General features: G+C 74.6%; 17 protein-coding genes. 4 read left to right on the top strand and 13 right to left on the bottom strand.

Annotation, left to right across the window (positions count from 1 at the left end; all coding sequences use genetic code 11):
* Nucleotides 1-93: 93 nt before the first annotated feature.
* The 8 genes from K353_RS06905 to K353_RS06870 form a co-directional block, all read right to left on the bottom strand.
* Entirely contained in the window at nt 94-645 is a 552-nt protein-coding gene (locus K353_RS06905) for a YceI family protein (RefSeq protein ID WP_111552678.1), read from the bottom strand.
* Between the two features lie 196 nt (nt 646-841).
* On the bottom strand, nt 842-1723 hold the full coding sequence (locus K353_RS06900; RefSeq protein WP_111552677.1) for a phosphate ABC transporter ATP-binding protein: 882 nt from the start codon (nt 1721-1723) through the stop codon (nt 842-844).
* A gap of 34 nt (nt 1724-1757) precedes the next feature.
* Nucleotides 1758-2711, bottom strand: a complete 954-nt coding sequence (locus K353_RS06895; RefSeq protein ID WP_233533419.1) for a sortase — start codon at nt 2709-2711, stop codon at nt 1758-1760.
* 202 nt (nt 2712-2913) lie between these two features.
* A complete protein-coding gene (locus K353_RS36800) occupies nt 2914-4635 on the bottom strand; it encodes a substrate-binding domain-containing protein (RefSeq protein ID WP_111552676.1) in 1722 nt (573 codons plus the stop codon).
* 26 nt (nt 4636-4661) lie between these two features.
* Nucleotides 4662-5987, bottom strand: coding sequence for a phosphate ABC transporter permease PstA (gene pstA / locus K353_RS06885; protein WP_111552675.1), 1326 nt, complete (start codon nt 5985-5987; stop codon nt 4662-4664).
* Between the two features lie 13 nt (nt 5988-6000).
* A complete protein-coding gene (gene pstC, locus K353_RS06880; RefSeq protein ID WP_111552674.1) occupies nt 6001-7017 on the bottom strand; it encodes a phosphate ABC transporter permease subunit PstC in 1017 nt (338 codons plus the stop codon).
* Between the two features lie 153 nt (nt 7018-7170).
* The gene (locus K353_RS06875; protein ID WP_146616414.1) at nt 7171-9681 is read right to left on the bottom strand and encodes a hypothetical protein; all 2511 of its coding nucleotides are present in this window, start codon (nt 9679-9681) and stop codon (nt 7171-7173) included.
* Between the two features lie 259 nt (nt 9682-9940).
* Nucleotides 9941-10549 carry a hypothetical protein gene (locus K353_RS06870; protein ID WP_233533418.1) on the bottom strand — a complete coding sequence of 203 codons (609 nt, stop codon included), beginning with the start codon at nt 10547-10549 and terminating at the stop codon, nt 9941-9943.
* A 209-nt stretch (nt 10550-10758) separates the two neighbouring features.
* Between K353_RS06870 and K353_RS06865 the strand changes: the two genes are divergently transcribed.
* Nucleotides 10759-11109 carry a PRC-barrel domain-containing protein gene (locus tag K353_RS06865; protein WP_111552672.1) on the top strand — a complete coding sequence of 117 codons (351 nt, stop codon included), beginning with the start codon at nt 10759-10761 and terminating at the stop codon, nt 11107-11109.
* Between the two features lie 102 nt (nt 11110-11211).
* Here K353_RS06865 and K353_RS34270 read toward each other — a convergent pair whose 3' ends face one another.
* The 4 genes from K353_RS34270 to K353_RS06845 form a co-directional block, all read right to left on the bottom strand.
* Nucleotides 11212-11796 carry a hypothetical protein gene (locus K353_RS34270; RefSeq protein WP_111552671.1) on the bottom strand — a complete coding sequence of 195 codons (585 nt, stop codon included), beginning with the start codon at nt 11794-11796 and terminating at the stop codon, nt 11212-11214.
* 230 nt (nt 11797-12026) lie between these two features.
* Nucleotides 12027-13058, bottom strand: a complete 1032-nt coding sequence (locus K353_RS06855; protein WP_111552670.1) for a PstS family phosphate ABC transporter substrate-binding protein — start codon at nt 13056-13058, stop codon at nt 12027-12029.
* A gap of 436 nt (nt 13059-13494) precedes the next feature.
* The gene (locus K353_RS06850) at nt 13495-13908 is read right to left on the bottom strand and encodes a hypothetical protein (protein WP_111552669.1); all 414 of its coding nucleotides are present in this window, start codon (nt 13906-13908) and stop codon (nt 13495-13497) included.
* A complete protein-coding gene (locus tag K353_RS06845) occupies nt 13905-14351 on the bottom strand; it encodes a DUF1508 domain-containing protein (RefSeq protein WP_111552668.1) in 447 nt (148 codons plus the stop codon). Before K353_RS06845 ends, K353_RS06850 begins: the two co-directional genes overlap by 4 nt.
* Before the next feature lie 403 nt (nt 14352-14754).
* Here K353_RS06845 and K353_RS06840 point away from each other — a divergent pair, with 403 nt between their 5' ends.
* From K353_RS06840 to K353_RS06830, 3 genes are all read left to right on the top strand, one after another.
* Entirely contained in the window at nt 14755-15165 is a 411-nt protein-coding gene (locus K353_RS06840; protein ID WP_111552667.1) for a spore-associated protein A, read from the top strand.
* Nucleotides 15166-15499: 334 nt separating this feature from the next.
* Nucleotides 15500-16531 carry a LacI family DNA-binding transcriptional regulator gene (locus K353_RS06835; RefSeq protein WP_100835064.1) on the top strand — a complete coding sequence of 344 codons (1032 nt, stop codon included), beginning with the start codon at nt 15500-15502 and terminating at the stop codon, nt 16529-16531.
* Nucleotides 16532-16702: 171 nt separating this feature from the next.
* Nucleotides 16703-17320: a polysaccharide deacetylase family protein gene (locus tag K353_RS06830; RefSeq protein ID WP_111552666.1), complete on the top strand. Its 618-nt coding sequence runs from the start codon at nt 16703-16705 to the stop codon at nt 17318-17320.
* A 144-nt stretch (nt 17321-17464) separates the two neighbouring features.
* On the opposite strand, the gene K353_RS06825 is transcribed toward K353_RS06830, so the two are convergent.
* A complete protein-coding gene (locus K353_RS06825) occupies nt 17465-18835 on the bottom strand; it encodes an ROK family protein (RefSeq protein WP_111552665.1) in 1371 nt (456 codons plus the stop codon).
* Nucleotides 18836-18850: the final 15 nt, after the last annotated feature.

The following is an 18850-nucleotide window of genomic DNA, read 5'->3' as shown; positions in this document are numbered from 1 at the left end:
CGACCGTCCGCCGTCCCGTCCCGGCCCGGCGGGATGCCACGTCACGTCGGGGCCGCCCCCGGCCGGGTGGGCGGGGGCGGCCCCGGGGTGCCGTCAGCTCTGCTTGATCGCGGAGACGTCGAACTCCAGCACCACCTTGTCGCCGACCAGTACGCCGCCGCCCTCCAGCGCGGCGTTCCAGGTGATGCCGAACTCCTTGCGGCTGATGGTGACCGAGCCCTCCAGGCCGACCCGGAGGTTGCCGTAGGGGTCGACGGCGTTGCCGGTGTACTCGAAGTCGATGCTGACCGGCTTGGTGGTGCTCTTGATGGTGAGGTCGCCGGTGACCCGGTACTCGCTGTCGGACTTCTGCTCGACCCGGGTGGTGCGGAAGGTGATGTCGGGGAAGTTCGGCGCGTCCAGGAAGTCGTTGGTGCGCAGGTGCTGGTCGCGCTGCTCGACGCCGGTGTCGATGCTCTGGGTCTTGATGACGACCTGGCCGGTGGACTCGGCCGGGTCGGCGCCGTCCAGGTGCGCGCTGCCCTCGAACTGGTGGAAGGCGCCGCGCACCTTGGTGACCATGGCGTGGCGGGCGACGAACCCGATCCGGGTGTGGGTCGGGTCGAGGACGTAGTCCCCGGTGAGCTCGGGCAGGCTGACGGTCATGGTCTGCGCTCTCTTCTCGCGGCGGTGCGTGGGCGGGGCCGGCGGCTGCTCGCCCCGGTCCCCCGCAAACGCTAGGCGTTCGGCCGCCGCCGACCCCCTGTGACACGCGGTCGGCGGGCCGACGGCGGACCGCCGGAAGGCCGCCGGAAAGTCGTCGGAAGGCCGTCGAAAGGCCGCCGACGGCTCGTCAGTGGGCTCAGCCGAAGCGGCCGTTGACGTAGTCGGCGGTGCGCTGGTCGGCCGGGTTGGTGAAGAGGCGTTCGGTGGGGCCGGACTCGACGATCCGGCCGGGGGTGTCGTGGGTGGCGAGGAAGAACGCGCAGGACTGGGAGACGCGTTGGGCCTGCTGCATGTTGTGGGTGACGATGACGATGGTGACGCGGTGGCGCAGTTCGGCGATGGTCTCCTCGATCCGGCGGGTGGAGGTCGGGTCGAGGGCGGAGCAGGGTTCGTCCATCAGCAGGATCTCCGGGGAGACCGCGAGCGAACGGGCGATGCACAGGCGCTGCTGCTGGCCGCCGGAGAGCGCGCCGCCGGGGGTGCCCAGGCGGTTGCTGACCTCGTCCCAGAGCCCGGCCTGCCGCAGGCTGGACTCGACCAGGTGGTCGCGCTCCTCGCGGCCCGCCCTGATGCCGGCCAGTTTGAGCCCGCTGACCACGTTGTCGTACAGCGACATGGTGGGGAACGGGTTGGGGCGCTGGAAGACCATGCCGATCCGGCGGCGGACCTCGGCGGGGCGGCGGCCGGGGGCGTAGACGTCCTCCCCGGCGAGCAGCACCTCCCCGGCCAGCGCGGCGCCGCGCACCATCTCGTGCATCCGGTTGAGGATCCGCAGGTAGGTGGACTTGCCGCAGCCGGACGGGCCGATCAGCGCAGTGATCTCACCGGCCCGCATCGCGAACGAGACCCGTTCGAGGACCTTGCGCTGCCCGAACCAGGCGGTGACCTCGCGGGTCTCCAGCCCGGACAGCGGGCGCTCCGGCGGCGCGGCGGCCACCGGCGGCAGCGGCACCGTGGGCGGGTCGTCCTGGTCGTCGAACTTCTGCACGGGGAAGGGGGGTTGGGCGGTCTCGGTCATCGGGTGCGGTCCTTTCCCGGGAAGCCGGAGGGTGTCAGTAGACGTTGGGGAGCAGTGCGGCGGCGTTCTCGTACACCGACCAGAGCAGGGCGGCGACCACCGGCGCGAAGCACAGGTAGGCGGCGGCGCGGCGCCAGCGGCGGGCCGCGACGACGGCCGTGACGACGGCCAGCAGCATGGCCAGCGACCAGAGTTGGAGCGCGGACAGGGCGCCCTTGTCGGCGGCCAGCGCCTTGTCGGCGGCGGTGCCGGTCGGCCGCTTCGCGCCGGCCGGTTCGGGGTCGCCGTCCAGCCGGGCGCCGACCAGCACGGTGCTGGTGGGAATCCAGTCGGAGTCGCCGGTGACCAGCACCAGCCGGTTGGGCGCGGTGTCCTGGATCGGGTGGCCGCCGTCGCCGTGGGCGTTGACGGTGTAGTGGAAGCTGCCCTGGCCGGTGGTGACGTCGATCCGGTCGCCGACCCGGAGCCGGCCGAGGTCGGCGAACGGCGCGCCGAACGCGGTGGAGCGGCCGAACAGGACGGCCACGCCGGGCTGTCCGGGCAGCACGGTGTCGCGCCGGTGCCCGGGGCCGCGCATCAGGTCGCGGCCGGTGGTGCCCTCGACCACCACGGCCTGGCGCAGGCCGAGCGCCGGGACGTCGAGGACGGCCAGCGGCGCGCCGTCCTCGGTGGAGCCGGTCGGCGCGGTGGCGTTGGCCAGCCGGTCGCGCAGGGTCGCGTAGGCGGTGGACTGGTGGCGGGCCTCCTGGAGGCCGGACAGCGCGAACAGGTAGCCCGCGAAGCCGAGCAGCAGCACGGCCGCCAGCGTCACCGCCCGGGCGACGGCCGGCAGCGGGCGCCACCGGGACCCGGCGGGGACCGGCTCGGAACCGGACCCCCCGGCGTTCTCCTCCGGCACCGACACCGGCGCGGACACGGACGCGGACGCGGACACGGGCAGCGGTCCCGGTACGGCCGCGGACGGCCGTTCGAGGGCGGGCGCGGTCATCTGCTGGTCTCCTCGACTGAGACGGATGCGGCGGACGCGGCGGACGCGGAGCGTGTGGCGACCGCGGCGCCTGCGGCGGGCACCACCGACGCGGCAGGCCCGGCCAGTACGGCGGGCACCACCGACGCGGCAGGCCCGGCCGGTACGGCAGGCACCACCGGTACGGCGTCCGCGGCGCGGATGGCGGTCCTCGTGGCGGGGTTCACCGGCTGCCGCCCGCCGGCCGGTCGCGGCGGCGCCACCAGGCGGCCAGCAGCGGGGGGACGGCGACCACGCCGAGCAGTTCGAGCGCGGTGAGGGTGGAGAGCAGCCAGTCCTGCGGCCGTCCGCCGAGCGCGACCACCGCGGCGGGCGCGGCGCCGCCGGTGCCCCCGCCGGTGCCGGAGCCGCCGCTGCCGGCGTCGAGCACCTCGCCGGTCTGCGGGTCGATCACCGGCTGGGCGCCGCCGGCCCCGCCGGTGCCCGTACCGCCGGTGTCGCCCGTACCGCCGGTGCCGCCGCCGGTCCCGCCCGTTCCGCCGGCACCGGCGCCGCCGCCACCGGAACCGGCTTTGCCGGAGCCGGTGGCGGCGCTGCCGGTCTTGACCGGCTGGCCGTTCTGCACGGTGCAGTCCAGCGGGCTGCCCTTCCGGTCGCAGGGGCTGGGCTGCGGGGCGTTCTTGAGCACGGTCAGCTCGCCGGCGGAGTTGAACGTCGGGTTGGGGCAGTTGGTGAGGGTGTTCGGGTCGACGGGGCTGGCGTTGCCCGGGATGTGCTGGGTCTGGAGCAGTCCGCCGCGCACCAGGTTGCGCGGGATCGGCGAGTAGCCGAGGTCGTCGGCCTCGCCCTGTCCGGCGCACAGCACGTACGCGAGGTAGCGGCTGAGCGCGCTGCCCTTGGCGTCGTTGAAGCGCGGCGGCACCGGGCGGGAGGCGTTGGCCCGGGGCACGATCAGGTAGCTGTAGGAGGAGATCGGGTAGGAGCGGGCGTCGCCGTTGCCGTAGACGCCGTCGAGGTTCTGCTGGAGGTAGTCCGGGTCGTCGGGCGAGGTGCTGTCGTCGACGCCGCGGATCTTCGCGGCGGTCAGCGCCACCGCGACGTTGGAGGCGGTCGGCAGGGTGTAGTACCCGGCCGGGTTGAGCACCTTGACGACGGGCCAGTTGCTGCGCTTGGCGAAGGCGTACTCGTCGTAGCCGATCGCGCCGATGCCGGTCGGCGACTGGATGTAGCCGGCGACCACGTCGGAGCCGTTCTGCGCGGTCATCCGGCCGGACGGCGGGAAGAACTCGGTGTAGTCGCCGCAGCTGACGCCGTTGACCTTGGTGCAGTACGCGTCCCACTCGGCCTGGTGGGTGTGCTCCATCCAGCGGGTGAACTGGGCGGTGGCGCCGGAGCCGTCGGAGCGCACCACCGGGGTGATCGGGATCTTCGGCAGCGCCCTGCCGTAGTCGGCGGTGATCTTCGGGTCGTCCCAGGAGGTGATCCGGTTGGTGAAGATCCCGACGACGGTGTCGGGCGACAGCCGCAGGTCGGTGATCTTCTTGCCGCCGAGCTCCAGGTGGTACATCAGCGCGGTGCCGCCGGCCGTGATCGGGACGTAGGAGAAGCCGTACTGCGGGTTCTCCGCGCCGCCCAGGCCGCTGCCCTGCTTGCCCGGGTCCACCCCGCTGTCGCCCTTGCTGCGGAACGGCACGTCGGAGGCGGTGAAGTCGTCCTGGCCGATGGACCACTGGACGCGTCCGGCGGCCGAGCCGACCGGGTTGAAGTCGATCTCGATGCCCATCGGGCCGACGTCGCGCCGCCACTGGTCGATGGCCGGCCCGGCCCAGCTGGAGCCGTCCGCGTTCAGCGAGGTCGCGGCGTGCGCGGGGGTCGCGCCGAGCAGCGCGGTGGGCAGGGCCAGTGCGGCGGTGAGCAGCGCCGAGGCCAGGTGACGGAGTCGCACGGGACGGGTCTTCCTTCTGTGACGTGTCATCGGTTCTCCACCGCCGGCGCGGTCGTGGCCGGGACGGGTGCGGCCGCCGGTACGGGTGCGGGTGCGGCTGCCGGTGCGGCTGCGGCTGCCGGTACGGCTGCGGGTACGGCCACGGGCGCGGCGTCCCCGGGGTGGTCCGCGGTGCGGGTCCGGCGCGGCGGGCGGCGGGTGGGCCGGTCGGCGGGGGCGCGGTGGCGGCCCAGCACCCGGGCGGTGACGAACAGCACCAGCACCACGGCCATCAGGGTCAGCGCGCCGGCGAACGCCCGGGCCACCATGTCGGGGTAGGGCTGCTTGACGTAGTTCCAGACGTACAGCGGCAGGCTGGCCTGGTTGCCGTGCAGCGGGTCGAGGTTCATCCGGGCGGTGAACCCGGCGGTGAGCAGCACGGGGGAGGTCTCGCCGACGCCGCGGGCCATGCCGAGCACCACGGCGGTGGTCAGTCCGGGCCGGGCGGTGGGCAGCACCACGTGCCACACGGTGCGCCACTGGGAGGCGCCGAGCGCGTAGGACGCCTCCTTGAGGGTGCCGGGGACGAGCCGGACGACGACCTCGGCGGCGCGGGTGACGATCGGCGTCATCATCACGGTGAGGGCGAGCGAGGCGGCCAGTCCGCTCTTCTCGGCGCCCAGGGTGAGGATGACCACGCCGAGCACGAACAGACCGGCCACGATGGACGGCAGCGCGGTCATCGCCTCGACCAGCACCCGGACCGGCTTGACCACCCGGGCGCCGCGCCGGGTGGTCCCGGCCTCGACCAGGAAGACGGCGGTGAGGATGCCCAGCGGCACCGAGAACAGGGTGGCCAGGCCGAGCTGTTCGAGCGAGCCGACCACGGCGTGCAGGCAGCCGCCGGAGGTGATCGGCGACAGCGGGGCGGTGGTGCGCATGGTCTCGGTGAAGAAGTTCCAGTGCCGGGCGGCGTCCAGGCCGCGGACGGCGACGTAGCCGATCTGCTCGACGATGACGGCGAGCACTAGCAGGCCGGAGCTCCAGGCCAGCGCGGTGGCCAGCCGCTCGCGGACGGTCAGGGCGTCCCACTGGAGCCGCCCGGCGGCGGTGTACACCGCCAGGAACAGCAGGTACCAGCAGAGCAGGAAGCCGAACGCGCCGCTGAACGGCAGCACCCGCTCGTACAGCACCCAGTCCAGGGCGAGCGAGCCGGTGGCGGCGCCCAGCAGGGTGAGCACCTCCTCGCGGGTGGTACCGCCGAGCCTGATCCGCCGCTGCTCGGGCGGGGCCGTGGCGGCGGTGGCGGGAGCGGCGGCCGTGGCGGTGGACGGCGCGGCGGCGGCAGTGGTGTCAGGGGGTGCGGGGTGCATCGGGGTCCTCCGGTCAGTCCGAGGTCGAGGCGCCGGACCGGGACCGGCTGATGACGAACCCGGCGGCCACGTTGACCAGCAGGGTGAGGGCGAACAGCACCAGGCCGGCGGCCATCAGCGCGGACAGCGAGAGGCCGTCGGACTCGCTGAAGCGCAGCGCGATCAGCGAGGAGATCGAGCCGCCGCCGTTCTCCAGCACGTGCCAGGAGATCCGGAACACCGGGGAGATGATCAGCGCGACGGCGATGGTCTCGCCCATCGCCCGGCCGAAGCCGAGCATCACCGCGCCGATCACGCCGCCGCGCCCGAACGGCAGCACCACGGTGCGCACCATGCCCCAGCGGGTCGAGCCGAGCGCGTAGGCGCCCTCCCGCTCGCCCGCCGGGGCCTGCGAGAACACCTCGCGGCTGAGCGAGGTGATGATCGGGATGATCATCAGCGAGACCACCGTTCCGGCGATGAACGTCGAGGAGGTGTACGAGGTCGGGGTGTCGCCGGTGCGCACCTCCAGGAACGGCAGCGGCCCGCCGAGGTGGTTGGCCAGCCAGCGGCACAGGCCGACGAACCGCGGCTGGAGGAAGAACAGGCCCCACAGCCCGTACACGATGCTGGGGATGGCGGCCATCAGGTCGACCAGCGAGACCAGCGCGGGCCGCAGCCGCACCGGCGCGTACTCGGAGATGAACAGCGCGGCGGTGAGCGAGACCGGCACCGCGATGCACAGCGCGATCACCGCGATCAGGATGCCGTTGGGCAGCACGGCGGCGATGCCGAAGGTGTGCGCGGCGGTGCGCCAGTTCTGCTCGGTGAGGAAGGACCAGCCGACCGCGCGCAGCGCCTCGGTGCCGCGCATCAGCAGGAAGAAGGCGATCAGCCCCATCAGGACGAACACCGACAGGCCGGCGGCGCGCAGCACGCCGCGGAAGGCGCGGTCGGCGGGCGAGGCGGGGGCGCTGATCGGGCGGGGCCGGTCGGGGTCGGGCGTCGGCGGTGGGACGCGGGTGTCCGTCGGCTGGGCGGCGGCTGTCATGGTGTCAACTCTCGGCGCGGTGAGGGTTCCTGGGGTGTTCCGGACGGGCCGGTGGTCGCCGGACGGGCGCGCGGGGCGCCCGTCCGGCGGGGCGGGGTCGGCCGTGGCGGGTCGGCTACGGCGGGTCGGCTGCGGCAGGTCAGCTACAGGGGGTCAGCTGCGGCGGGTCAGCCGCGACCAGAGCCGCCCGGTGCCGCGCCGGAGGTTCGCGCCGGCGGCGGTGCCGCCGAGGAACAGCGCGGCGGGTCCGCCGACCAGCAGGACGGCGCCGGTGGCGAGGATCACGGGCAGCAGCAGCCGGGCCATCCCGGCCCGGTCGGCGGCGGCCTGTCCGACCGGGGCGGCGGCCAGGCCGGGCGAGGGGCTGCCGCCGGGCGTGCCGGGGGCGGCGGCGCTCTGCGCGGGGGTGCCGCCGGAGCCGTCCGCACCGCCCGTCCCGCCGCCGGCGGTGGTGCCGCCGACGCCGCCGTTGCCGCTGCCGTTGACGCCCGAACCCCCGCCGGAGCCACCGCCGTTGGAGCCGGACCCGGAGCCGGGGCCGTCTCCGGTGCCGGTGTCGGCGGGCTTGCTCGGCGTGCCGCCGTCCTGCGCGGCGACGTGGGCGGCGGCGGCTTTCGCCTGGGCGAGCTGGGCCTTGGTCAGGCCCGCGTACCCGAGGGCGAGCTGTCCGGCGGCCCGCCCGTAGACCTGGCCCTTGGCGGGGTCGGTGACGTCGCGCACGAAGGTGCTCACCGCGGCGCTCCTGGCCTGGGCGAGGCCGTCGGTGGGCAGCATCGCGTACTGCACCATGGTCAGCGGGTACGCCTTCGGGTCCTTGGCGTAGGCGGAGCCCGCGTCGCCGTACGGGAGCTGCTGGGTGCCGGTGGCCTCGTCGAACGGCATGTCGTTCGCGGCGGCCTGCATCGCGGTGATCGTCGGTGTGGTGAACCCGCCCGCCGGGTTGGGCAGTTCGGCCTCGGGCAGGCTCATCGCCTGGGCGTTGCCGCTGTCCATGACGGCGAACAGCGCCCGGCTGCCGGGGGCCAGGGCGGCGCACTTCTCGTGCTGGCCGTCCGCGTTGACGTAGGGCAGCTGGCAGGACAGCCGGTTCTCCAGCACCATCCGCAGCACCTGGCCGAGGCCGCCCAGCACGGGGTTCCACTCGTACTGCTTGTGGTTGTTCTGGCCGGTGTAGTCCAGCGCCTGGAACGAGTCGACCGGGTAGCCGGTGAAGTTCGACGGCAGGAACGTCGTGTTGACGTGGGTGCCCCACGGGTCGGGGGCGCCCTGGAGGAACTGCGCGGCGTCCGGGTCGGCGACGATCCACTCGGTCAGCCGGTGCACCAGGTCGGTGGTCCCGCCGACCACCACCGGCTCGGTGTTGGCGAGGTTGCCGCAGCCGGGCCAGGTCACGCCGGGCGAGACGTCGGCGTTGAGCGTGCGGAACTCCTCGTCGTCGAACATGCAGAGCGGGTTGCCCCGGACGGTGTCGGTGTCGTCGTCGTTGTAGTAGCGGTAGGTCTGGGTGAGCATCTTCGCCAGCAGCCGCTGGTTGAGCCGCACCCGGCGGACCTGCCGGTGGGTGGCGCTGTCGTCGACGACGAAGACCACCGAGACCGCGCTGTTGGCGAGCGGCGCGTAGACGTACGGGCGGGTCGGCGGGTCGGTGCTCGGCACCGAGGTCAGCGCGACGTCCGCGCCGGACCTGCGCAGGAAGGCCGCCCGGGCCTGCGGCTCGCCGTTGCCGACGGAGTACTGCACCCGCAGCGGGTCGCGGTCCAGGCAGCTGCCGGTGCGCCACTGCTGCATGGCCCGGTCGGCCATCTCCAGGCCGATCGCGGAGAAGTCCGCGTCGCCGGCGGCGCAGGCGTCGGGGGTCGGCGCGAACTCCAGCGGGATGGTGACGTGCCGCTTCCAGGCGCAGGACTCGCCGGAGAGGAAGCTGGTGCCGCTCGGGCGGAGCAGGAACGAGGCGTCCGTGGCGGTGTCGAAGCTGAAGTCCATGTCGAGCGAGTGGTCATCGCAGTTGATCACCACGTCGGGGTAGCTGTTGGCGCCGATCGAGTCGCCGCCGTAGTTCGGTTCGACCACCAGCGAGCACGCGTGGGTGGCGTCGCAGCCGAGGCCCTGGCTCTGCGCCGCGGTCCAGAGCTCGATGTCCGCCTCGCCGGTGCCGTCCGGGCGGGTCGCCGCGATCACCGTGTTCGACGGGAACTCCGGGGCCGGACCGGCCGCGGGCGGCTCCTGCAGGAAGCCGCGGGCCGGGTCACCGCCGTACAGGGTGGAGCCGTAGCAGTCGGTGACCTGCGGGTCCTCGCCCCGGCACTGGTAGATCCGGACCGGGTAGTAGGCGTCCCGGGCCAGCGGGGCGATGACCTGGACGGGCTGGCCCGTGTAGTCGACGGTCGGCGTGAGGCCCGTCCAACTGACGTGCACCACCTGGTTCCTGAGGTCGTTGACCTGCGAGACGGTGACGGTCCCCCGCGGGCCGTCGGTCCAGGTGGCCGGGTCGAACCGGGCCGGGCCCTCCACCGTCTTCCCCGAGGCCGCCAGGGCGGGCTGGACCCCCGGTCCGCCGAGCGGCAGGAAGACCACGGTGGCGGCCACCGCCCAGGCCAGCACGGCCGCCAGGTAGGTCCGCGACGGGCGCGGTCCGGTTCTCGGCCCCCAAGGGCGGGTTCTCATCGGCGCAGCACCTCCGGCGACGGCGCGCCGGATCGGGCACGCACGGGTGACAGGGAGCGGAGCCGCCGTCCGGCCGCCCCGACGCCATTCGGCCAGTCCCGCCTGGCCGCTCGCTGTCCACCAGGTGTACGAGACCCCAATTGGTGCTCGAATCAAGCCAATTGGCGTACCGTCAGGAACGGGACCGCCCGTCCGGAACCCGCCGCAGGGGTGTCGGACGGGCGTCGGACGGGCGGGGGGCCGCGCCTGCCGCCCGGGGTCAGTCCCTCCCCGCCCCGCCTGCCGCGCCGTCCCCCGCCCCGCCCCCCTCCCCGTCGGGGCCGGTCTCGTCCCGGTGGGTGAGGGCCAGGGCGCTGCCCGCGATGCCGATGACGATCAGCGCGACGGCGATGCTGACCCAGCCGGCGTTCTCCCAGTAGACGTCGTTCAGGTCGATCAGGTTGGCGGTCTCGTCGACGACCAGGGCGGTGCCGATGCCGTAGGCCAGGCCCATCCAGGTCCGCCAGCGTGCCGACCGCTCGACCAGGCCCAGCGCGCCGACCACCATCAGGACGAGGATGCCCCAGATGTAGTGGTGGATGTGGACGCCGCCCGCCGAGACGTTGCCCACCCCGGCGGCGTCGATGTGGATCAGCCAGGTCAGCAGCCGGAGGAAGCCGAACGTGAGGGTGAAGCCCCACCACGCCAGCACCAGGCCGCGCCGGGTCGGGGAGACCTCCCGCCAGCGGCGGGGGCGGCGCCCGCTCCGCCCCGGCGCGGGCGGCCGGTCCCGCGCGTGCCGCTGTCCGTGCTGCTGCGCGCGCTCCTGCCCGGGCTCCCGCTCGTGCTGCTGTCCGTGCTGCTGTCCGTGCTCCGGGGATGCGTCCACCCGGCGACCCTAAGCCCGTCGCACCGCCGCACCGGACCGGCACGCCACGGGCCGCCGCCGTCCCGGCCCCTCCTGCCGTCCCGTCCTGTCCTTCCTGGCCGCCCTGTCCGTTCCGTCCGTCCCGTCCGTCCCGTGGAGGCATGGTCGACCGGGTCCGGGGCAGTCGAGTGTCCAGCAGACGATCGACGCACACCGACGAGGAGGCAGCTGTGACCAGCGGACTGTGGGGTTACGAGGGTGCCGAGGGCTACACCGCGGGCTCGGACCTGACCGGCTACCGGGTCGAGGCCACCGACGGCCACATCGGCAAGGTCGACAAGCACACCGAGGACGTCGACGCCGGTTACATCGTGGTCGACACCGGCCCGTGGATCTTCGGCCACGAGGTGCTGCTCCCGGCCGGCACCATCACCCGGATCGACCACGAGGACCAGGCGGTGTACGTGAACCGCTCCAAGGACGAGGTGAAGAACTCGCCCGCCCGCGACGCGGGCCACCACACCGACGATCCGGCCTACCGCGACCAGCTCGGCGGCTACTACAGCGGCGGAACCATCTGACCCCGCCCGTCCCCCGCCCGCCGGGGCCCCGCGCGTAGTACGCGCGGGGCCCCGGCGTCGCCGTGCCGTCGGGCCGTTCCGGCGGAGCGATCCGACGGGGCGTCAGGAGGCGGGCGTGTAGGACACCGTGAAGGAGCCGACGCTCTGGCCCGCCGCGAAGAACGCGGTGTGCAGCTTGGTGTCGAGGTACTGGGCCCCCGCGGCGTCCAGGACCAGCGAAGCGGCGGTCAGGTTCTGCGTGGTGCCGCTGTAGTTGATGGCGTTGTCGCCGGCCGGGTCGAACAGCGCCACCGGGGTGGTCGAGCCGTCCGGGACGGCGGTCAGCGTCCAGTCCTCGAAGGAGAAGGCCAGCTGGTGGAAGGAGACCGCGCTGCCGGTCTTCGCGTCGACGAACAGCAGGCCGCCGCCGAGCCGGACGCCGCCGAAGAAGTCGCGCAGGCCGCCGGTGCCGTCGGTCACCGGGAAGCTCGCCGACAGGCCGGTGGTCGCGTTGTAGCCCGCGGTGGCGGTGGGCAGCGGCACGGCCACGACGCCGGCCTGGGCGGCCTGCTGGAAGAAGGCGTTGCTCTCGTTGATCACCGCGTTGCCGGCCGCCGGGGCGGCGGAGGCGGAAGTGGCGGAGGCGGCGGTGGCGACGAGGGCGAGGCCGGCGGCCGCGGCGGCGATCCGGACGGTGAGACGGGACATCGTGGCTCCTTCGGACGGGGTGCGCGGTGGCACCCGGTGCATGGTGGCGCGTGGTGCGTGGCGGCGCGTGGCGCGGGACGGTGCTGCGTGGTGGCGCGTGGTGCTCGATGAGGCGTGGCGCGCGGTGGTGCGTGGTCGTACCTGGTGCCGCCAAGGGCCACCGCCCGTCCCGGGGTGTGGCCGGGACGGGCGGCGGGTGGTGCGGGGGTGACGGACCCGGTGCGGGAGCGTCAGATGGTCGAGCCGCAGGACGCGGCGGCCAGGTTGAGGTAGCCGTAGCTGGTGATGCTGGCGCGGCCGGGGGTGGAGCAGATGTAGCCGGTCGGGCCGAAGATCGCGCGCAGAGCGGTGCTCTGGGTGGTCGCCGGGCTGGCGTTCCACTCGGCGGCGCGGACCACGTTGTAGAGCACCCGGCCGTAGGTCGGGTTGGCGAACGCGGCGTTCAGGGTGCCGGTGCCGGTCAGCGGGGCGACGCCGTTGATGTTGCGCAGGGTCAGGTTGCCCTTGTTGTCGGTGGCGGTGGTGTGGCCGTTGGCCTGGCCCACCCAGTGGCCGACGGAGTACGGGAAGATGACGTTCGGGTCGTTCAGCGCGGCGTCGGTGCCCTCGTTCTCCTCCGGGCCGCTGACGACGCAGGCGCCCAGGACCGGGTTGCCGATGGCGCCCAGGAAGAAGGAGCGGGTGCCGGAGCTGAGCTGCGGCAGGTAGGGCTTGATGGTGCCGGCGGTGCCGCCGAAGTTCGACCAGTTGGTCTTGCCGGCCTTGCAGGAGTAGATGTCGTTCAGGTCCTGGGTGGTCAGGTTGGTCGGCGCGTTGCCGCCGGACTTCGCCGACCAGGTCACCGCGTCCTTGGCGAACGCCACGAACAGGATGGTGGCCGGGTCGGTGCCCTGCCGGGTGCGGGAGGAGCGGGCGAAGTCCAGGGTGGCGCTGGTGTTGGCGTTCAGCGCGGAGATGCCGGCGCCGGAGCCGTTCGGACGGGTGATGGTGCCGGCGCCGGCCTTCGGGGTGATGGTGGCCGAACCGGTCGCGTCCCAGCTGTACAGGTGCGGCAGGGTGGAGCCCGCGCCCAGGGTGGCGTTGTAGTCGACCGAGAACTGGTTGAGCAGAGCCTGCGTGGTGTCCGAACCGGCACCGACGATGTCCTGGGCGGCCGGGGTGACACCCGTGGCCGGGTCAGCCATCGCCGGGACGGCGACGGTGGCGAGAGCGGCGGCGGTCATCGCGGCGGCCGCGAACGCCTTGGCAGCGGTGTGACGCATGGTCCTGTTCCTCCATCAAGGAAAGTCCTAGCTGGACCGGGCCTGGCGGGGCCCGGTGCCGGAGAGCTCCGCGGCTTCCCGGCGGAGTGATCCTCGCCGCGACCGCCCGCCGTCCGGAAGCACCGCCTCCCCCGGCCGCCCCGCCGCCGATGCTCCGCCCGTCCTCTCAAAGCGACTGCTCAGCAAGGTGATTGACGGGCCGTCGGCCACCCTTCGCACCACGGAGGCGTTCTTCTCCAGGTGTGCCCACGGGGTCACCCCGGCCATCTCCGCTTCACTCCCGCTGCACCAGCCCCGCACAACCCCCGCCCCTCGCCCGCATCCGTCCGGGCGGCCTCCGGCCCCGCGCCGGAGGCCGGGGACGGCTCCGGCCGACCGCCCTCGGAGGTATGCCGACACACCCCCTCCGCAAGGGGGTTGAGGGGCCTCGGTACGCCTACCAGCCGGGCGACAGGGCCGAGCCGCCGCCCAGGCGGCGCAGCCGCTGGACGTGGTCGGCGCCCTGGAGGAAGGCGGTCACGCTCTGCCGGCACTGGTCGCGGCGCAGGTAGCCCCGGGCGCTGCGGGCGATCGCCTCGCCGCCGCCCGCGCCGGCCCGGGTGGTACGGGCGGGCAGGTGCGCCGTCCAGACCCAGAGCCGGTCCTCGCGCTGGCCCAGGACGAACCGCAGGGCCGCCCGTTCGGCCAGCAACTCCCCTATTCCGAGAGCCAGTTCGCGGTCGTCACGGTAGGCGCGGGCGGCCGAGGCGAGCCGCCTGCCGTTCGCGGCCACCAGCGACCAGCCGACCCGGCCGTCCGCCCCGCGCACCGGCACCAGCCGGGGGCCGCGGCCGGTCTCCACCGTGCTCACGAACCGCCCCCGGCCCGGGGCCCGGGCCCGCCGCCGGGCCGGCCACCGAATCCGCTGCCGGGCCGGCCACCGGGTCCGACGGGGGCGGGGGCCTCCGCCGCTGCCGCCTCCGCCGTCTCCGCCATCCGGGCCACCAGCGCCATGAACCGCCGGAACGCGTTCTGGCAGGTCGCGTAACGCTCGTACGCCCGGCTCGACTTGACCAACGGATTACCGCGCGGCCCCGGCACCACCCAGGTCCAGCCCAGCCCGTCGCGGACATGGGTGATCCGCGCCACCAGCGCCGGCCCCAGGGCCACCAGCTCCGCGAACGCCCGTTCGGCGTCGACGGACGACTCGTGGACGGAGGAGGACACCGCCACCACCCGGCCGTTCATCGCCTTGAGCTGCCACTGGAACCGCCCGTTCGGCGCCCGCTCCGTGAACAGGCCCTCCCCGCGCACCGCCGCTACCCCCGGATCGTCTGCCGGGCCACGGCCGTTCCCCGGCCGCGCCACCGAACGCCCTGCCGCCCCGCGTGGACCACGGACCGGACGCACATCGTCACGCCGCGAACGCTATGTGTGCACAGAGGAAGTCCGGAAGTGGAATCCCTCCCACGCCGACGCTGTTCGCCCCGAAGTTCTCCCTCGTTAATGCGGCACGCTCCGGGCCCGGCCCTCCTGCGCGCCGCGCGCCGCCGCCGTCCGGCCCTCCCGTTCACCCGCCGGGCCGGGCGATACGCGGACGCCACCGTGACGATACGCCGGTCCAGCAGCATGACCGCGGGGGCCGGGAGCGATCACCCCACCGGTACGACGTCGGCCGCCCGCCGGATCACAGCAGCGGACAAGGACAGGTGGAATCATGAAGAAGCTCCTCAAGCGGGCCGCCCTCACGACGGCGGTCACCGCGGTCGCGGCCACCGCAGTCGCCGTCACCCCCTCGGTGGCCGAGGCGGCCACCTACAACGGCGTGTGCGGTTCCGGGTACGGCGTCATCGACACCCTGCCGCTGGCCGGAGGGACGGTCTTCCTCACGTACAACAGCTCCAACGGCTACAACTGCGTCGTGACGGTCCGGAGCCACCCCAGCTCCTACCTGGTGGACGTCGGTGCGTCGATCAAGAAGAGCGGCACCACCCAGTGGAAGCAGGACCTGGACTTCTACACCACCTACGCCGGTCCCGTGTACCTGTACGCGCCGGGGGCGTGCATCGACTGGGAGGGCGAAATCAACGGCGAGATCAACAACCAGTTCCACTCCCACTGCAGCTGACCCGCGGCAGCCGACTCCGCGCACCGGGCACCGCGTCCCGTCGTTCCGGTGGGCGGCGACCGGTGCCCGCCGCCGTGAGGTCCGCCGACTGCTGCTCCGCGGGCGGGGACGGAGCCGAGGGGCCGTCACCTGACCGGGTGGCGGCCCCGGCGCGTCCCGGGGGCCGGGCGGCCGGTCCGGCGGACTCCACGGCCACCGGAAGGTTTCGTTCGACTGCCGAATGTTGCGGTGGCGCTACGCCGCGCGACCGCCCGGGCCGGGGCCGCCCGCCGGGGACGGTCCCCGGTTCGCGCACCGTCCCGCCCTGTTTCTCGGGGGCGCTACTATCCGTCCCATGAGCGCTGCAGAACTCGAACCCGACCCCGCACCGACGCTGTCGGAGATCGCCCGGGCGGCCGGCGTCTCGGCGCCGACAGTTTCGAAAGTGCTGAACGGCCGGGCCGACGTCGCGCCCGCCACCCGGGCCAAGGTCGAGGAGATCCTGCGCCGCACCGGCTACCAGCGCCGCCGCACCGCCGCGCCGCCGTCCCGGCTGCTCGACCTGGTCTTCCACCAGCTCGACAGCGCCTGGGCGATGGAGGTGATCCGGGGGGTGGAGAACGTCGCCCGGGACGAGGGGCTGAGCGTGGTGCTCTCCGAGTCCGCGGGGCGGCTCACCCCGGGGCAGACCTGGGTGGACGGCGTGCTGGCCCGCCGGCCGGCCGGGGTGGTGCTGGTGCTGTCCGAGCTGGACGCCGCCCAGCGCGACCAACTCACCAGCCGCGACATCCCGTTCGTGGTGCTGGACCCGGCCGGCGACCCGGCCGAGGGGGTGCCCGCCGTCGGCACCGGCAACTGGCAGGGCGGCCTCGCCGCCACCCGCCACCTGCTCGACCTGGGCCACCGCCGGATCGCGATGATCTCCGGGCCGTCCGGCATGATGTGCAGCCGCGCCCGGATCGACGGCTACCGCACCGCGCTGGGGACTGCCCGGCTGCCGGTGGACCCGGAGCTGATCCACGAGGGCGACTTCCACCACGAGGCCGGGTACGCCGCGGCCCGCGCCCTGCTCACCCGGCCCGACCGGCCCACCGCGATCTTCGCGGGCAACGACCTCCAGGCCCTCGGCGTGTACGAGGCCGCCCGCGAACTGGGCCTGCGGGTGCCGGAGGACCTCTCCGTGGTCGGCTTCGACGACCTGCCGCTGGCCCGCTGGGTCGGGCCGCCGCTCACCACGGTGCGCCAGCCGCTGGTGGAGATGGCCGAGACCGCGGCCCGGCTGGCCATCGGCCTGGGCCGCGGCGAGCACCCCTCCGCCACCCGGGTCGACCTCGCCACCAGCCTGGTCGTCCGCGCCAGCACCGCCCCGCCACCCGCCGACGCCTGAGCGGCACCCCGCCCACCCTCGCCGCCCCCCTCACTCACCCGCACGCGGTTCCGGACCCTCCGGGCCGCGCGCGGGTGGTTGACGCCCTCGCCGGGCTCCCCTACCGTCGTCCGGGTCGCGCCGTAACATTCGGCCGGAGTTCGAAATTTTCGACCCGTCAGGAGGGGCACCATGGCCGAGTCCGCACCCGTGCCCCCACCCGACGCCGCAGGCCCGCTGCCGCCGCCCCCACCGCCGTCCGACACCCTCGCGCTGACCTTCGACGACGGCCCGCACCCGGACTCCACGCCCGAACTGCTCGCCGCGCTCACCGCCGCCGGGCACCGCGCCACCTTCTTCCTCTGCGGCGCCCAGGCCGAACGCCACCCCGAACTGGTCCGCGCCCTGCACCGGGCCGGCATGGCGATCGGCAACCACAGCTGGTCGCACCCCTCCCTGCCGGGCCTGCCGCGATCCGCCGCCCGGAACGAGATCGAGCGCACCAACCGGCTCCTGACCGCGCTCACCGGCCGCCCGCCGACGCTGTTCCGACCGCCGTACGGGGACACCGACCCGGCGATCCGCTCGCTCGCCACCGCCGCAGGCCTGACCGAGACGCTCTGGGAGGTCGACACCCGCGACTGGGACGGCACCCCGCCCGCCGAGGTCGCCGCCGCGGTGGCCGTGGCCCGCCCCGGCGACACCGTCCTGCTGCACGACCACGGCAACCGCAACACCGTCACCGCGCTGCCCGCCGTCCTGGCCGCCCTCACCGCCCGCGGCCTGCGCTCGGCCCCGCTGCCCCGCTGACCCTCCCACCGCCCTCCGGCCCCTCCCCCGCACTCCGGTGGCCGGGCGCACCCGCCCAGCACCACGCGCCCGGCCACCGGTGCACCCGCCGCACCGCACCACGCGGCCGGAAGGCCCTGGCCGGAGCGGTGGAGGCGCGTCCGGTCAGGCGGTCTCGGCCAGCCAGAGGCCCGCCGGGTCGGAGTGCAGGCTGCGGACGGTGACCAGGGCCGCGCCGAGGACGGGACCACGGCGGCCCAACGGCGAGGCCCGCAGGGCCTCTTCGGGCCAGGGGCGGACCCGGATCAGCGCGGCCAGCTCGGTCCGCATCGCGGGCAGCAGCCACTGCGCGAGGTCGGCGTAGCCGCCGCCGAGGACCAGCGAGTCGGGGTCGACCAGGTTGACCGCGGCGGCCAGCGCGGTGCCCAGCGCGGTGCCGGCGTGCCGGAGCGCGCGCCGGGTCGCCGGGTCGCCCTGCTCCGCTCGGCGGACCAACTCCGCGATGGGGTCGCCGTTCTGACGCCCCGTCAGGCTTGTCGCACCCGGCGCCCCGCTGGAACCGTCCGACCGCTCCGACCGGTCCAGCCGGTCCGACTCGTCGAGCCCGTCGAACCTGTCGGGCCCGTCCAGCCCGTCCAGTTCGTCCAGTTCGTCGGTGAACCCGGCGGAGCGGAGCACCGCCGCCAGGCCCGCGTACGGTTCGAGGCAGCCGCGGGCGCCGCAGGAGCAGGGGCGGCCGTCGGGGCGGACGGTGAGGTGGCCGAGTTCGCCCGCGAAGCCCTGGACGCCGCGGAACAGGCGCCCGTCCAGGACGAGCGCGCCGCCGATGCCCTCGCCCGCCGAGATGTGCACGAAGGTGCCGCTGCCGGTGCCCTGCCAGAGTTCGGCCAGCGCGCCGAGGTTGGCCTCGTTCTCGACGGCGGGGGCGGTGCCGGGGCCGGGCCACAGCTCGGTGACGTCGACCTGGTGCCAGCCCAGGTTGGGGGCGTGCTCGACCTGGTTGGCGGGGCTGCCCAGCGGGACGCTGCCGGGGACGGCGAGCACCCGGCCGACCACCCGCAGGCCGAGCGCGACGGCCTCGCGTTCGGCCCGGTCGGCGAGTTCGGCGAGTTCGGCGAGGGTCTGCCCGGCGGAGCGGGCCGCGTTCGCGGCGGGGCGGTGCAGTTCGACCCGGACCTCGCCGCGCAGGTCGAGGACGCAGGCGCTGAGGTGCTCGACGCCGATCTCCAGGCCCAGCCCGGCCGGTCCGTCCCCGTTCAGCACCAGGGCCCGGCCGGGGCGGCCGACCCGGCCGCTGCGCTCCAGTTCGCCCTCCAGCAGCAGGCCGCCGCCGATGAGTTCGTCGACCAGGCTGGAGACGGCGGTCCGGGTCAGCCCGGTGCGGCCGGCCACGTCGGCGCGGGAGAGCGGGTGGGCGGCGGCGACGGTGCGCATCACCAGGGCGAGGTTCTGCCGCCGCATGTCCTGCTGGGAGGCGGGGCCGCGCCTGGTCCCGGGGTCGCCGTCAGGCGGCTGCTGCTGCCCGTCCTCTGCCACGTCCGCCCTGTCCCT

Origin of the sequence: Kitasatospora sp. SolWspMP-SS2h (assembly GCF_003259315.1) — a bacterium.
Taxonomy (GTDB): Bacteria; Actinomycetota; Actinomycetes; order Streptomycetales; family Streptomycetaceae; genus Kitasatospora; species Kitasatospora fiedleri.
The sequence above is the reverse complement of the archived record's forward strand: the minus strand, read 5'-3'. Positions and strand labels throughout refer to the sequence as shown.

Bases quoted from the DNA above. Each gene is read 5' to 3' on its own strand.
- K353_RS06905 (WP_111552678.1), bottom strand. From the start codon at position 645: ATGACCGTCAGCCTGCCCGAGCTCACCGGGGACTACGTCCTCGACCCG.
- K353_RS06900 (WP_111552677.1), bottom strand. From the start codon at position 1,723: ATGACCGAGACCGCCCAACCCCCCTTCCCCGTGCAGAAGTTCGACGAC.
- K353_RS06895 (WP_233533419.1), bottom strand. From the start codon at position 2,711: ATGACCGCGCCCGCCCTCGAACGGCCGTCCGCGGCCGTACCGGGACCG.
- pstA (WP_111552675.1), bottom strand. From the start codon at position 5,987: ATGCACCCCGCACCCCCTGACACCACTGCCGCCGCCGCGCCGTCCACC.
- pstC (WP_111552674.1), bottom strand. From the start codon at position 7,017: ATGACAGCCGCCGCCCAGCCGACGGACACCCGCGTCCCACCGCCGACG.
- K353_RS06875 (WP_146616414.1), bottom strand. From the start codon at position 9,681: ATGAGAACCCGCCCTTGGGGGCCGAGAACCGGACCGCGCCCGTCGCGG.
- K353_RS34270 (WP_111552671.1), bottom strand. From the start codon at position 11,796: ATGTCCCGTCTCACCGTCCGGATCGCCGCCGCGGCCGCCGGCCTCGCC.
- K353_RS06855 (WP_111552670.1), bottom strand. From the start codon at position 13,058: ATGCGTCACACCGCTGCCAAGGCGTTCGCGGCCGCCGCGATGACCGCC.
- K353_RS06840 (WP_111552667.1), top strand. From the start codon at position 14,755: ATGAAGAAGCTCCTCAAGCGGGCCGCCCTCACGACGGCGGTCACCGCG.
- K353_RS06835 (WP_100835064.1), top strand. From the start codon at position 15,500: ATGAGCGCTGCAGAACTCGAACCCGACCCCGCACCGACGCTGTCGGAG.
- K353_RS06830 (WP_111552666.1), top strand. From the start codon at position 16,703: ATGGCCGAGTCCGCACCCGTGCCCCCACCCGACGCCGCAGGCCCGCTG.